This is a genomic window from Gordonia sp. NPDC003950, from assembly GCF_053605205.1.
Genome location: NZ_JBSGIT010000015.1, coordinates 1 through 14,288 on the forward strand (window position 1 = coordinate 1; position 14,288 = coordinate 14,288).

Annotated in this window: 11 protein-coding genes; 5 read left to right on the forward strand and 6 right to left on the reverse strand. The window is 66.7% G+C overall.

Features of this window, described 5'->3' with window-relative positions; translation table 11 throughout:
- A partial coding sequence (locus ACWETB_RS14455; RefSeq protein WP_452211832.1) for a DUF222 domain-containing protein occupies nt 1–1,506 on the forward strand: 1,506 nt, incomplete at its 5' end.
- Nucleotides 1,507–1,697: 191 nt separating this feature from the next.
- Here ACWETB_RS14455 and ACWETB_RS14460 read toward each other — a convergent pair.
- Both ACWETB_RS14460 and ACWETB_RS14465 read right to left on the reverse strand, forming a co-directional pair.
- Nucleotides 1,698–3,308 (reverse strand): peptide chain release factor 3, encoded by a 1,611-nt coding sequence (locus ACWETB_RS14460; protein ID WP_449744315.1) that lies wholly within the window; start codon nt 3,306–3,308, stop codon nt 1,698–1,700.
- A 66-nt stretch (nt 3,309–3,374) separates the two neighbouring features.
- Nucleotides 3,375–4,391 carry a beta-ketoacyl-ACP synthase III gene (locus ACWETB_RS14465; RefSeq protein ID WP_348809530.1) on the reverse strand — a complete coding sequence of 339 codons (1,017 nt, stop codon included), beginning with the start codon at nt 4,389–4,391 and terminating at the stop codon, nt 3,375–3,377.
- Nucleotides 4,392–4,573: 182 nt separating this feature from the next.
- Between ACWETB_RS14465 and ACWETB_RS14470 the strand changes: the two genes are divergently transcribed.
- The 4 genes from ACWETB_RS14470 (at nt 4,574) to ACWETB_RS14485 (ending at nt 9,617) form a co-directional block, all read left to right on the forward strand.
- Nucleotides 4,574–5,587 (forward strand): ATP-binding cassette domain-containing protein, encoded by a 1,014-nt coding sequence (locus tag ACWETB_RS14470; protein WP_452211835.1) that lies wholly within the window; start codon nt 4,574–4,576, stop codon nt 5,585–5,587.
- The gene (locus ACWETB_RS14475; RefSeq protein WP_452211837.1) at nt 5,584–6,345 is read left to right on the forward strand and encodes an ABC transporter permease; all 762 of its coding nucleotides are present in this window, start codon (nt 5,584–5,586) and stop codon (nt 6,343–6,345) included. Before ACWETB_RS14470 ends, ACWETB_RS14475 begins: the two co-directional genes overlap by 4 nt.
- Nucleotides 6,346–6,513: 168 nt before the next feature.
- Nucleotides 6,514–8,529: a heavy metal translocating P-type ATPase gene (locus tag ACWETB_RS14480; protein WP_452211983.1), complete on the forward strand. Its 2,016-nt coding sequence runs from the start codon at nt 6,514–6,516 to the stop codon at nt 8,527–8,529.
- 143 nt (nt 8,530–8,672) lie between these two features.
- Nucleotides 8,673–9,617 carry a hypothetical protein gene (locus tag ACWETB_RS14485; protein WP_449744318.1) on the forward strand — a complete coding sequence of 315 codons (945 nt, stop codon included), beginning with the start codon at nt 8,673–8,675 and terminating at the stop codon, nt 9,615–9,617.
- 149 nt (nt 9,618–9,766) lie between these two features.
- Here ACWETB_RS14485 and ACWETB_RS14490 read toward each other — a convergent pair whose 3' ends face one another.
- The 4 genes from ACWETB_RS14490 to ACWETB_RS14505 form a co-directional block, all read right to left on the reverse strand.
- Nucleotides 9,767–10,795, reverse strand: a complete 1,029-nt coding sequence (locus ACWETB_RS14490) for a beta-ketoacyl-ACP synthase 3 (protein WP_452211985.1) — start codon at nt 10,793–10,795, stop codon at nt 9,767–9,769.
- A gap of 177 nt (nt 10,796–10,972) precedes the next feature.
- Nucleotides 10,973–12,796, reverse strand: coding sequence for an SLC13 family permease (locus ACWETB_RS14495; RefSeq protein WP_452211839.1), 1,824 nt, complete (start codon nt 12,794–12,796; stop codon nt 10,973–10,975).
- A gap of 37 nt (nt 12,797–12,833) precedes the next feature.
- Nucleotides 12,834–13,400 carry an aminoacyl-tRNA hydrolase gene (gene pth, locus ACWETB_RS14500; RefSeq protein WP_348809534.1) on the reverse strand — a complete coding sequence of 189 codons (567 nt, stop codon included), beginning with the start codon at nt 13,398–13,400 and terminating at the stop codon, nt 12,834–12,836.
- A gap of 33 nt (nt 13,401–13,433) precedes the next feature.
- Nucleotides 13,434–14,057: a 50S ribosomal protein L25/general stress protein Ctc gene (locus ACWETB_RS14505; protein ID WP_452211841.1), complete on the reverse strand. Its 624-nt coding sequence runs from the start codon at nt 14,055–14,057 to the stop codon at nt 13,434–13,436.
- Nucleotides 14,058–14,288: the final 231 nt, after the last annotated feature.

A 14,288-nucleotide genomic window follows, 5' to 3' on the forward strand; every position in this document is an offset into this window, starting at 1 on the left:
TTGCAACGCCAAGAACGACAACTGATCGCCCGGAAGGTGCTCTCCGCAGCCCGGATCGGGCACACCGTATACGACGAGATGCTGCTCTCGGGCCACATGACCAACGCGCACACCACCGGTGCGGTCGACAAAGCCGCCACCGGCAAGGTGTCCACCGCGCTGGGTGTGTCGGTACCGCACGCCACCGCGTGGATGACGTTGAGCTTCCTGCTGTCGACGCTCCCGACGGTGACCGCGGCGTTCCTGGCCGGTGACCAGTCGTTGGAACGTATCCGCATCATTGCCGACGAGATCGTCGTCCTGTCCGATGACGATGTGCGCGCGTTCGCCGAAACCCGTGCACTGCAACTCGCCGGACGTAATCAGGCGGATACGACCCTGCGGGATCAGGTCGCCGAAATGGTGATCGCCCTGGATCCCGACGGTGCCGCCGACCGCCGGGAGGAGGCCGCCGCGCGTGTCCAGAATGTGCGGGTCCGTCGGGACACCAACGGGCATTGCAGCATCTCGGTGTACGCACCGGGTGAGGTGGGTGCGCATCTGGCGGCGCGGATCGCGACGATGATCAGTGAGCGGATCTGCCCGCGTGATCGGCGTCGTCGGGGCGAGGTGCAGGTCGCGGCATTCGCCGAAATCCAGGGACTACCCGGTGCGTACCTGTCGTGTGAGTGCGGTCGGGGTGACTGCTCGCGGGCGGTCCCGTTGCCGGATGAGCCCTGTGGTCTGACCGACCTCGACATCGATGTCGACGGCGACGCGACTGATCTGTCTGACGATGTCGACGCGGACGTCGATCATGGTGAGCCTGATGAGATCACCGAACCCGAGACGACCGACGCTCCCGAGACGATCACCGAGGGCGATGCTGATTGTGCGGCAACGGATACCGCCGAGGCGCACCCCAACATCGACACCGAACCCGAAAGCGATTTGCAGTTGTCGCTGTCGTTGATCACCGATCCGTCCGGGCAGCGGGAAGCCCGACTGGAGTACTTCGGCGTGGTGGACGAAGCTCACGCCCGATCGTTGATCAATTCGGGACAGTTGGTCACCGTCACCGAGTTTCCCACCCTGGACATACCCGGCATCAGCACCACCACCTCGCTGGATCGGATACCGGCGGCGTGGCGTCGTCTCGACGATCCGTTCCCCGCAGCACCGATCGACCCGTCCGGGCACGGCGGATATCTCCTCCCACCACCGGGTGCGTTGACGTATCGGATACCGGCCTGGTTGCGGGAGAAGATCATCGAGTTGGATGGCACGTGCCGATATCCGCAGTGCGGTCGGCCGGCCAGTGACTGCCAGATCGATCACCTGGTGAAATTCGTGCACCAGGATCCGATCACCGGTGGCTGGACGGTGGAGTTCAACCTGATGCCGCTGTGCACCCCGGACCACCAACGAAAACACATGGGGCTGCTGATCCCCACCATGCTCGCCGATCGGGCGGTCATCTGGCGCGATCCGGTCACCGGGGAAACCATCACCACCTATCCGCGGTAGGCGGCTGACGTCGGCCTGCTCCCGGGTGGTGGCGCTGCAACCGGTTTCCGGCATCAGATTGCGAAGGTGGTCTCGACCTCGACAACCTCGGCCCGGCGGACACGCCACGGGGCTCGCTTCGCTCGCGCGGCGCACTCGACGGGCGGGTGGAAGAGCAGCTCGACCGGCGGAAACCGGGTTTGCGGTGTGCGTCAATCCGCCGCGGCCACAAGCGGTTCCAGCGTCAGGTCGGGGAGTTCCTTCTCGATGTACTGCAGCCGCCACTTGTCGCTGAAAAGGGCGAGGAGCACGCCGTCGCTGGTGCGGGTGAACACCTCGACACCGCGCTGACGGTTGAGTTCATCGGCGCTCTCGGCATCGGTCTTACGGGCCAAGGTGTAGCCGAGGGGCTCGATCACCGTGTCCACGTTGAATTCTGACTTCATGCGTGCGGTGACCACCTCGAACTGCATCGGTCCGACGGCCGCAAGCACCGGGGACGTGTCGCCGCGGATGTCGTTGCGCAGTACCTGGACGACACCCTCGCTGTCGAGTTGCTCCATGCCTTTGCGAAATTGCTTGTACTTGTCGGCGGTGGTGGCACGCAGTGACGAGAAGTGTTCCGGCGCAAAGGAAGGAATCGGCGGGAACTGGATCTTCGGATCGTCGTAGAGAGTGTCGCCAGGGGCCAGGGCGGTCGCGTTGACCAGACCCACGACGTCGCCGGGATAGGCGGTGTCGACGGTCGAGCGATCACGACCGAAGACGGCCTGGGCGTACTTGGTGGCGAACGGCTTTCCGGTCTGCGCATGTGTGACGACCATGCCGCGTTCGAACTCGCCCGACACGATCCGCATGAACGCCAACCGATCTCGGTGGCTGGCATCCATTCCGGCCTGCACCTTGAACACGACGGCGCTGAACGGATCGGTGGGCTCACGGACGGTACCGTCGATGCCGGTGCGCGATCCCGGCGCCGGGGCCAACTCGACCAACGTCTCCAACAGTTGTCGCACACCGAAATTCAGCATCGCCGAGGCGAAGATCATCGGCGACGTCTGTCCGCCGAGGAACAGTTCCTGGTCGTGATCCTGCCCCATCTCCGAGAGCAGGTCGCTCTCCTCGAGAGCGTCGTTCCATGCGTCGCCCTCGCGGGCCGACGCGGCGTCGGCATCCAGGATCTCCTCGGGGGCGATCGTCGCGCCGCCCGCGGTACGGGTGAAATGGATGTAACGACCGGTGCGCCGATCCAGCAGACCACGGAAGTCACCGGCGATGCCGACCGGAACATACAGCGGGGTCGGCAGCAGGCCGATCCGTTCGTTGATCTCGTCGATGAGTTCCAACGGTGCCTGGCCCGGCCGGTCCCACTTGTTGATCACGGTGATCACCGGGATGCCGCGATGGCGACACACCTGGAACAGCTTGAGCGTCTGCGGTTCGAGTCCCTTGGCGGCGTCGATCAACATCACCGCGGCGTCGACCGCGGTGAGCACGCGGTAGGTGTCCTCGGAGAAATCCGCGTGACCGGGGGTGTCGACGAGATTGATGACGGCGGGCTCGTCGTCGGCGCCGGCACCTCGAGGGGAGTAGTTGAACTGCAATGCCGTCGACGACACCGAGATGCCGCGAGCCTTCTCCATCTCCATCCAGTCCGAGACGGTGGACTTGCGTCCAGCCTTGCCGTGGATGGCGCCCGCCTCGCTGATCATGCGGGCGTGCAACGCCAGGGCCTCGGTCATCGTCGACTTACCGGCGTCGGGATGGGAGATGATCGCGAAGGTACGGCGACGCTTCACCTCGGTGGCAACATCAGAACTCACCTGACGAGGCTATCGGGCGAGGTCGGAGCCCACCAAAACGTCAGACGCGAGGCGTCGGATGCGGCATCACTCGAACGGCACCGGCGGCAACTTGACCACCTGGGCGGCGTAGCTGAGACCGGCGCCGTAGCCCAGCAACAGCGCGGTATCGCCGGGCTTGGCCTTGCCGGTGGACAGCAGATCCTCCATGGCGAGCGGGATCGACGCCGCCGACGTGTTGCCGGTGTGCTCGATGTCGTTGGCGACGACAGTGCCCTCGGGCAGGTGCAGGTTCTTGGCGAGCAGGTCGTTGATCCGAGAATTGGCCTGATGCGGGACGAACACGTCGAGGTTTTCCGCGCCGATCTTGGCCGCCTCGAGGGCACGTTGGGCGACCTTGCCCATTTCGAACGCCGCCCACCGGAACACCGCGGTGCCCTCCATACGCAGGTAGGGGCGCTGCACGCGGTCGCTGTCGAGGAAGGTGACCCAGTCGATGTCCTGGGCGATCGCGGTGTACTGGGTGCCGTCGCTACCCCAGATGACCGGACCGAGTTGCTGGTCCTCGGTCGGTCCGACGACCACGGCACCGGCGCCGTCACCGAAGATGAAGCAGTTGGTGCGGTCGGTCATGTCCATGGCCACCGACAACTGCTCGGCGCCGATGACGAGAACGTGGGTGGCGCTGCCGCCGCGCACCATGTCGGTCGCGATGGCCATCGCGTACCCGAATCCGGCGCAGCCGACCGTGACGTCGAAGGCCGGGACACCGTTGGCGCCGAGTTCGGTGGCCACCTTGACCGCGCCCGCCGGGGTCAGCAGCAGGTGCGTGTTGGTGGCGAGGATGACCGCGTCGATGTCGGAGCCGGACAGCAGGGCGTTCGCGATGGCCTTACGCCCGGCGTCGACGGCCATGTCGACGACGGTCTCGTCGCGCCGCGCGAAGCGTCGCGTCTTGATGCCGGTGCGGGTGTAGATCCACTCGTCGGAGGAATCAATGTTCTCGCAGATCTCGTCATTGGTCACGACGCGTTCGGGGCGGTAGGCGCCGATCCCGAGCATGCCGATGTTGTTCACGCCGGTGGTTTCTGCGATCACGGTCATCGTGAGTTCCTTCCGCTATGCGATCCGCCATAGACCGTCTCACACAACCCCCACTACTTGGAAGTAGGCGTGAGCAGACGGTGTACGCGGACACTCATTGTCCGCAATCCGATGAATGCTGGGTCGCACAGTGGTCATAACACCATCGCGACCGCCATCCACCCAGCGAGACGAGGAGACCCATGATCCACGCACGAGGCCTGGTGCAGACCTTCCAGGCCGGACGAGGGAAGAACAAACGCGAGGTCAGAGCCGTCGACGGAGTGGATCTCGACATCGCCGAAGGCGAGGTCGTCGGCTTTCTCGGCCCGAACGGCGCGGGCAAGACCACCACCCTGCGCATGCTCACCACGCTGCTGCGTCCGACCGCCGGCACCGCGACCGTCAACGGTTACGACATCGTCGACGATCCGGTCATGGTGCGGCGCAGCATCGGCTACGTCTCCCAGGCCGGCGGGACGTTCAGTCAGGCGCAGGCCGGCGACGAGGTCGTCGACCACGGCATGCTCTACGGGCTCTCGCGCGCCGACGCCACGAATCGGGGCAGAGCACTGTTCGAGCGGTTGCAGCTCGACGGCCTGTGGGATCGCATGCCCAAGAACATGTCCGGCGGACAGAAGCGCCGGCTCGATATCGCCATGGGGCTCGTCCATGACCCGAGCCTGGTGTTCCTGGACGAGCCGACCACCGGCCTCGATCCGCAGGCGCGGGCCAATCTGTGGGAGCACATCCGCGCATTGCGCGCCGACCGTGGTGCCACGGTGTTCCTCACCACCCACTACCTCGACGAGGCCGATGAACTCTCCGACCGCATCCTGATCATCGACAACGGCACGATCGTCGCCGCCGACACCGCCGACAACCTCAAGGCCAGGGTGTCCGGTGACCTCGTCGACCTGCAGGTCGCCCACGCCGGCGACGTGACCGCGGCCGCCGCCCGGCTCGCCACCATCGCCGGGCCGGTGGAGACCGACGGCTGTCACGTCCGCGGTCGGGTGCTGCGCGCCGGACGCGAGATGCCCGGCCTGATGCGCGACCTGACGACGCAATCCATCGACCTGGAGTCGATCGAGATCATCCGGCCGACCCTCGACGACGTCTTCCTCACCATGACCGGCCGTTCCCTGCGCGACGCGGAGGCCGCCACCGACAACCCCGCCGCCACCGAGCTCGAGAACGAAGGAGCCCTGCGATGACCTTTCTGCGCGAATCCCACATCGTCTTCCGCCGCCAGATCCGGATGAACCTGCGCAATCCCGCCTGGGTGCTCATCGGTGTGCTGCAACCGATCCTCTACCTGGTGCTGTTCGGGCCGCTGCTGAAACCCCTGGTCGCACAGTTCCCCGGCGGCGCGGACAACCCGTACACCTTCCTGGTGCCGGGGCTCCTCGTCCAGCTCGGCCTGTTCGGCGCGTTGTTCGCCGGCTTCAGCCTGATCGGGGAGTGGCGCGAAGGCGTCATCGAGGCCGAACGGGTGACGCCGGCCAGTCGCACCGCGCTGCTCACCGGGCGGCTCATGCGTGATGTCCTGCAGTTGTTCGTGCAGGCGCTGATCCTGGTGCTGTTGGGCTGGATCATGGGGATGCGCGGATCGGTGCTCGGCGTGATCGTCGGCATCGTCATCACCCTGCTGATCGGTGGCGCGTGTGCCGCGGCGTCGAATGCGCTGGCCCTCACCACCAAGAGCGAGGACGTGATGGCCCCGGTGATCAACATGGTGATGATGCCGGTGCTGCTGCTGTCGGGCATCCTGCTGCCGATGACCCTGGGGCCGCAGTGGTTGCAGAGTCTCAGTGACTTCATGCCGTTCCGCTGGATCGTCGACGGTGTCCGCGACAGCTTCGGCGGGGACATCGCCACGATGGCCGTGCTGTGGTCGGTGCTGGCCGCGGTCGTGCTGGCCACACTGGGAACCTGGTGGGGCACATCGGTTTTCCGGAAGGAGAATGCCTGAGGCGGAGACGGTTGCCACATATACCCTATAGGGGTATATGTGGATGGTATGTCCACCCCGCAACACGACCGCTCCCAGGCGGCACATGACGTCATGAATGACGGGTCCGTGAATCACGAGTCCATGGGCCATGGCTCGATGGGCCACAGCGGCTCGGACCACGGCGGCATGGACCACAGCGGCATGGACCACGCGAGCATGGGACACAGTGGCCACCACGACCACGTCGCCCAATTCCGGCGAATGTTCTGGATCACCCTGGTCCTGGCGATCCCCACCGTGGCACTGAGTCCGATGTTCGCCGACCTCCTCGGCTACACGCTGCCCGACGCCGCGTGGCTGCGCTGGGTGTCGCCGATCCTCGGTACCGTCATCTATCTCTGGGGTGGTCGACCGTTCCTGACCGGAGCGGTCAGTGAAATACGTTTCCGCGCACCGGGAATGATGCTCCTGATCGCACTTGCCATCACCGTCGCGTTCCTGTCGTCGTGGGGTTCGACGCTGCACCTGCTCGACCACGAGCTCGACTTCTGGTGGGAGCTGGCACTTCTCGTCGTGATCATGCTCCTCGGGCACTGGATCGAGATGCGTTCGCTCGCGCAGACGACGTCCGCGCTGGATTCGCTGTCGGCGTTACTGCCCGATACGGCCGAACGCGTCGACGGCGACGACATCGTCACCGTCGCGCCGGGCGACCTGCGCGTCGGCGACGTCGTGGTGGTCCGTCCCGGCGCGTCCATCCCCGCCGACGGCACCATCGTCGATGGCTCGGCATCGGTCGACGAATCCATGGTCACCGGTGAATCGGCAACGGTCCGAAGGGACGTCGGCGATCACGTCGTCGCCGGGACCGTCGCCACCGATTCCGGGCTGCGTGTCGAGGTCGACGCGGTCGGCGACGACACCGCCCTCGCCGGGATTCAGAAACTCGTGTCCGACGCCCAGAACTCGACGTCGCGGGCCCAACGCCTCGCCGACATCGCCGCCCGTTGGCTGTTCTGGTACGCCCTCGGCGCCGCCGTACTCACCGCCATCATCTGGACCGCCATCGGCATGCCCGATTCGGCGATCGTACGGGCCATCACCGTGCTCGTCATCGCCTGCCCGCACGCCCTGGGCCTGGCCATCCCGCTGGTCGTCTCCATCGCCACCGAACGTGCCGCACGCGGGGGAGTGCTCATCAAGGATCGCCTGGCGCTGGAATCGATGCGCACCGTCGACACCGTCCTCTTCGACAAGACCGGCACCCTGACGCGCGGGGAACCGCAGGTCACCGGCATCGAATCGGCTTCCGGGTCCGCGGACGACGAGGTACTCGCCCTGGCCGCGGCCGCCGAGACCGACAGTGAGCACCCGTTGGCCCGGGCCATCACCCGGGCCGCCGCCAACCGCGGTCTCGACGTTCCGGCGGCGTCGGACTTCTCCTCGTCGCCGGCGGTCGGGGTCGGCGCCACGGTGGACGGCCGCACGATCCGCGTGGGCGGTCCGGCACTCCTCGACGATGCGGGCGCCAACGAGCTGCCCATCGCCCAGAGTTGGCGCGAGGAGGGAGCGATCATCCTGCACGTCCTCGCCGACGATGAGGTGATCGGCGCCGTAGCGCTGGCCGACGAGATCCGCCCGGAGTCCCGCCAGACCGTCGACGCGCTGAGGCGCCGCGGCGTCGACGTCGTGATGGTCACCGGCGATGCGACGGCCGTCGCCGAGACGGTCGCATCGGACCTCGGCATCGACCGCGTCTACGCCGGGGTGCGACCAGAAGACAAGGCGCACACCGTCGCCGAACTCCAGCACGAGGGCCGCCGGGTCGCCATGGTCGGCGACGGCGTCAACGATGCGCCCGCGCTGGCGCAGGCGGACGTGGGCCTCGCGATCGGCGCGGGTACCGACGTCGCCATCGGCTCGGCCGGGGTCATCCTCGCCTCGTCGGACCCGCGGTCGGTGCTGTCGGTCATCGAACTGTCCCGCGCCACCTACCGCAAGATGAAGCAGAACCTGTGGTGGGCAGCCGGATACAACCTCATCGCGGTGCCGTTGGCCGCCGGTGTTCTCGCCCCCATCGGCTTCCTGCTGCCGATGAGCGTCGGCGCCATCCTGATGTCGGTGTCGACGGTCGTCGTCGCACTCAACGCGCAGTTCCTGCGGCGGGTGGATCTGTCGCCGGAGAACAGCGTGCGGCGCTGACCTCGCTCCCGCGTATCCGATCTCTTCCCGCGCACTCATATCGTTGCGCGGGGAGTAGACGAGTGCGCGGGAATGCACGGCCGCGCGGAAGAACGGCACGGAATCCGATGGAACCGAACACCATCGCGTTGCGTCCAACTCCCGTGACCACATATCCCCATGATCGATACGGTCTGATTCGCCGTGACGCGGCGCTTCGGCAGGGCATCACCGACGCCCGTCGCGCCAACGACGTCAGAGACGGCCAACTCATCACACTCATCCCCGGCGTCGACGTGGAACCGAGCGCCGAGTTCGACGGACATGACGGTGCGCAGAAATTGCACCGGCTCAGGTCGATTGCGGTGGCCACGTCGAAGCTGGCTACCGGACCCGCACTCCCGCTCAGCCACTCATCTGCGGCGACAATGCACGGCCTACCTCTGCTGAAACCCGATCTGGAACGCGTCCACGTCACGAGAGGCGCGTCGTCGGGCGGATCGATCGGCACCCATCGGCACGTGCACGTGGCACCGATCGAGCCCACGGAGATCGTGACGATCGACGGCGTCGCGGTCACCTCACTCGAACGTACGGCGGTCGACGTCGCCACCTCGGGCACCTTCGCCCAGGCGCTGACGGTTTTCGACCACGCACTCCGGTGCGATGCCGACCGCGCGCTGATGCACGAGATGATCGTGACCCGACGTCGCCGCAACGGTGTGATGGCGGAGCAGGCGCTCCTGTCGGCGAACCCGTTGTCGGGCAGCGTCGGGGAATCGTGGAGCCGCGCCGAGATCATCGTCGCCGGATTCACCGTTCCGCGACTGCAACACAAGATCGTGGTGCCCTCGGGCCGCACCTACTACACCGACTTCGACTGGGATTGGCTCCTCGTCGGTGAGTTCGACGGGCTGAGCAAGTACGGGAGATTTCGCCGTGCAGGCGAATCCATCGCCGACGCGGTGATGCGGGAGAAGCGTCGCGAGGACGAGATCCGCGGTACCGGACCGATGGTGGCGCGCTGGATCTGGGCGGATCTGGAGCGAAATGCCGTCATCCCCATGCTCGAGGAGCGGCTGCGTCACCTCGGGCTGATCCCGCGGTGACCCTTCGCCGCACGAGTTTGCGGCCCGGCCTCCCGCGCACTCGATCTCTTCCCGCGCACTCATATCGTTGCGCGGGAAGAGAACGGTTACGCGGGAATCAAAACGGTTGCGCGGGAAGTAAACCGGTTGTGCGGAAACAGGATCGGCGGTCAGTCGAGCCCGTCGAAGCTGCTCACCGCAGGCGCCGGCGGCAGCGTGACGATGGCACCCGCATACGACAGGCCGGCGCCGAATCCCAGGAGCATGGCGGTCTGTCCGCCCTTGGCCTTGCCGGTGGCCAGCATCTCCTCCATCGCGAGCGGGATCGACGCCGCCGACGTGTTGCCGGTGTTCTCGATGTCGTTGGCCATCGGGAGATCCTCCGGGAAGCCGAGGTTCTTTTTCATCAGTTCGTTGATGCGTGCGTTGGCCTGATGCGGGATGAACACCTCGATGTCGTCCACCGACACCCCCGAGGTGTCGATGACCGCGGCCAGGGCCTTGGGCAGGGTGATGGCGGCCCAGCGGAACACCCGCGGGCCCTGCATCGTCACGACCATCCGGCCGACCGGATCGGTCTCCGGGTCCTTGTGCTGGAACTCCTGCGCGCGGTCCATGTATTCGGGGATGTCGTAGTTCTGGCCGATGGCCTCGGCGTTCTCACCATCGGAACCCCAGACGGTCGGCGAGATCCCGTTCTCCTCACTCGGTCCGACGACCACCGCGCCGGCGCCGTCGCCGAAGATGAAGGCGGTGTTGCGATCGGTCGGATCCATCACCACCGACATCGTCTCCACGCCGACCACCAGCACGAACTCGGCGGATCCGGCGCGTACGGTGTCGGCGGCGACGCCGAGCGCGTACCCGAACCCACCGCACCCGGCGGCGACGTCGTAGGCGGGAATGCCGTTGATTCCGATGTCGAAGGCGACGATCGGGCCGCCGTGCGGGATCTTCGTCTTCCAGCTGTTGGTGGCGAGGATCAGCGCGCCGATCTTCTCCTTGTCGACCCCCGAGTTCGCGATGGCGCGTTCGGCCGCGGCCGCGGCCATCGACCGCGCGGACTCGTCACCGCTGATCCAGCGTCGATTGCGGATGCCGCTGCGCTCGAAGATCCACTCGTCGGTGCTGTCGAGGACCTCGCACACCTCGTCGTTGCTGACCAGCCGTCGGGGACGGTAGGCACCGATGCCCAGCATCGCCACATTCTGATGTCCGGTGTTCACCGCGAGTTGTCCCACGTGTCTCTCCTTCGGGTTGCGCCGTGGGAGAGTGTATGCGCCTCGGCGGGCGCCACACGTGAGCCGATGGTCCCGGCGTTCGGCGCGTCACACGCGGCGGTTCAACTCGCCGGTTCATCAGTTCGGCCGCGCGTTTCAGCTCAGCGGCCAGAACACCGGCACCAGGAGCACGCTGGTCACCAGCCAGGCGGCCATGATGACGATGCCGAGGCGCCAGTAATCGCCGAACCGGTAGCCGCCGGGATTCATCACGATCATGTTGGCCGGCGTGGCGATCGGGGTCAGTACCGCGGCGGCCGCGGCAACACACGTCAGCATCAAGATGCCTCGGGGGTCGACACCGAGATCGCGGGCCGCGGCCAGCGCCACGGGGATCACGATCAGCACCGTCGCGGCGTTGCTGATGAACTGGCCGAGCGCCGCGGTGAGCACGAATAGCGCGACCAGCAGGACGTAGGCACTGTGTCCGGAGACGAGGTCGACGATGGGCTTCGCGAGTTGTTCGGCGCCACCACTGTCGGTGATGGCCTCCGACATCGGGATCAGCGCGGCGATCAACACCAGGGTCTGCCACGGGATCGCGCGGTACGCCTGCTCGCTGGCGATGACCCGGGTCAGCACCATCGCGACGGCGGCGAGGAGGCCGGCCACCACCGGTGGGACCGCCCCGGTTGCCAGCAACACGATCATCGCGACCAGGATGAGACCGGCGCGCGGGGCGCTGCGTCCGAGTGGAATGGTCTGGCGGCGAAGTTGTTCGGAGGACGCCACCACCATCAGGTTCTGGTCGTCGACGAGTGCGTCGATCACCCGCCACGGACCGTGGACGAGCAGTGCGTCACCCTCGGCGAGTTCGACCGACTTCGGTCCCACGTCGGAGCTGAAACGCCGCACCGACAACACCAGCAGTCCGTCCTCGGCACGGACCATCCCGGGAAAAGCCTTGCGCCCGATCCACTCCGAGCGTGGTGGGATGACCACCTCGCTGACGCCGAGGTCCCGATCGACCAATCGGCCCCTGTTGCGTCGCCGACCGATCACGTCCTCGACGGTGAGATCATTTGCATGAGCGAAACTCTCGGCCACGTCACGTCGGCCGTACACGACCAGCACGTCGTCGGGCGCGAGTTCGTGGCCCGACGAGAGCACCTTGCCGGACTGGCCCTGCACGCCCACGGCACGCAACCCGTCGGCCAACTCCAATCGCCGTCGACTCGACCCGATCACCGGAGACTCCGTACCCACGCGCAGACGGAAGGTCTGATCACCCGCACCGGAGGCGTCGAGTTCGTAGTGCTCGACGACGGTCGACACGTAGCTGCTGAAATCGGCAGGTAGCGAGAGGGATTCGCGGATCGGCAGCAGACGATGGCCGATGGTCGCGGTGATCGCGATGGTGACCAGCACCAACGGGACACCGATGAGGCCGAACTCGAAATAGCCGAATCCCGAGCCGGTCTGCTCGACGGCGGCCTCGTCGACGATCACGTTCACCGGGCTGCCCGACAACGTCAGCATCGATCCGGCGCTCGCGGCGTACGCGAGGGGGATGAGCGCCTTGGACGGCCGCAGCCCGGCGTGACGTGCCACCGACACCGTCACCGGCACCAGGGCGGCGGCCGCACCGTTGACGGTGATGAGTGCGCTGAGGAGGGCGGCGAGAATCATGATGGCCGCGATCACCCGGAACCGGCCGGTGCCCGCCAGGTTGCTGAGCAGGCGACCGGCCCATGCGGTGATCCCGGACGCCTCGAGGCCCTCGCTGACCACGAAGAGAGCGGCGATGAAGGCGATGACGCTCTGCCCGAGGCCGGAGGTCATGGTGGACAGGTCGATGAGGCCCAAGGCGTAGAGGACCAGCGCGGAGGAGATGGCGACCATCGTCACCGGCAGCCGATTCCAGATGAACAGCACCACCGTGACAGCGAGCACGATCAGGCTCAGCGTCGCATCCGACATACCTCATCGTGACATCGCGGCCCCCCGGCCGCAGGCGTCACCACGCGTGCACGGTGTTCTGGGCGGACTCCAGACCGTATCGCAGCAACAGGTCGACGGCGTCGGCGCCGTGCTCGATGAGCAGGTCGGTGTCGGCGCGGGCCGCCGACGGGAAGGGTTTGAGGACGTAGTCGGCCGGATCCTGGCGTCCCGGCGGGCGTCCGATGCCGAGCCGGACCCGCAGGTAGTCGCGGGTGCCGATGGTCTGGCTGATCGAACGCAGGCCGTTGTGTCCGCCTTCGCCGCCGCCCCGCTTGAGCCGGACCAGCCCGAAATCGATGTCGAGTTCGTCGTGCAGAACGATCAGATCCTCGGGTGACACCGAGTAGAACTTCGCCAGCGGACCGATCTGACGGCCGGTGGTGTTCATGAAGGTACGGGCCTTGGCCACCAGCACCGAACCGCCGGCGAACGGTACCGATGCCACTTCAGCGCCGGAGCGCTTGTGCACCGAGTACCGCCCACCGGCGGAGGTGACCAGACGATCGGCGACCATCGCGCCGATGTTGTGTCGTGTCTTCTCGTATTTCGGACCTGGATTACCCAGCCCGACAATGAGTTTCACGTTTTGTGACTCCAGAGAGTCGTCGGTCGGAGATTACTCCGACTCCGACTCGCCCTCGGTCGGGACCTCGGCGCCGGCCTCGACGGCCTCTTCCTCGAGGTCGGAAGCGGTCGGGGCCTCGTTGACGGCGACGATCAGGGTGTCGGCGTCGGTCACCAGGGTGACGCCCTCGGGGAGATCGAGGTCGGAGGCCAGGATCGACACACCGACTTCCTTGCCCTCGACGTCGACGGTGATCTGCTCGGGGATCGACAGCGCGTCGGCCTCGATCTCGACGGTGTTGGCGTCCTGGACGACCAGGGAGCCCGGGGCGGCGTCACCCTCGACGACGATGTTGACCTCGACGGTCACCTTCTCGCCGCGCTTGATGACGAGCAGGTCGACATGCTCGATGTAGTTGCGGATCGGGTGGACGTCGACCTGCTTGGTCAGCGCGAGCTGGCTGGTGCCCTCGATGTCGAGGTCGATGACGGCGTTGGTGCCGTTGTTACGCAGGATCGTGGCGAGGTCACGGGCCGGCAGGCTCAGGTGCTGCGGGCCGGTGCCGTGGCCGTAGAGGACGGCGGGGACGAGGCCCTCGCGGCGGGCGCGGCGTGCGGCGCCCTTGCCCTTCTCGGTACGGGTGGTGACGGCCAGGGTGGCGGTCTGGTTTGCCATGGGGCTTCTCCTTCGTGCGGGGCCGCGGGGCGGCCGGTCGGTGCTTCTCGGATGCGGACCTGCGCCGACACCCACATCACGACCGTCGCGGCGCACTCGCACAGAGGCGCCAGAGGAGACGTAGCGTGGCCGCGCCGATCACGGTGATCACTCACCCTCGCCGAGACAACCCGAACAGAATAGCCGATGAACGGCGCGGATGTCATATCCGCGCGGGGTGGGGGTGACGGG

Bases quoted from the DNA above. Each gene is read 5' to 3' on its own strand.
- ACWETB_RS14480 (WP_452211983.1), top strand. From the start codon at position 6,514: ATGGACCACAGCGGCATGGACCACGCGAGCATGGGACACAGTGGCCAC.
- ACWETB_RS14470 (WP_452211835.1), top strand. From the start codon at position 4,574: ATGATCCACGCACGAGGCCTGGTGCAGACCTTCCAGGCCGGACGAGGG.
- ACWETB_RS14465 (WP_348809530.1), bottom strand. From the start codon at position 4,391: ATGACCGTGATCGCAGAAACCACCGGCGTGAACAACATCGGCATGCTC.
- ACWETB_RS14495 (WP_452211839.1), bottom strand. From the start codon at position 12,796: ATGTCGGATGCGACGCTGAGCCTGATCGTGCTCGCTGTCACGGTGGTG.
- ACWETB_RS14490 (WP_452211985.1), bottom strand. From the start codon at position 10,795: ATGCTGGGCATCGGTGCCTACCGTCCCCGACGGCTGGTCAGCAACGAC.
- ACWETB_RS14475 (WP_452211837.1), top strand. From the start codon at position 5,584: ATGACCTTTCTGCGCGAATCCCACATCGTCTTCCGCCGCCAGATCCGG.
- ACWETB_RS14505 (WP_452211841.1), bottom strand. From the start codon at position 14,057: ATGGCAAACCAGACCGCCACCCTGGCCGTCACCACCCGTACCGAGAAG.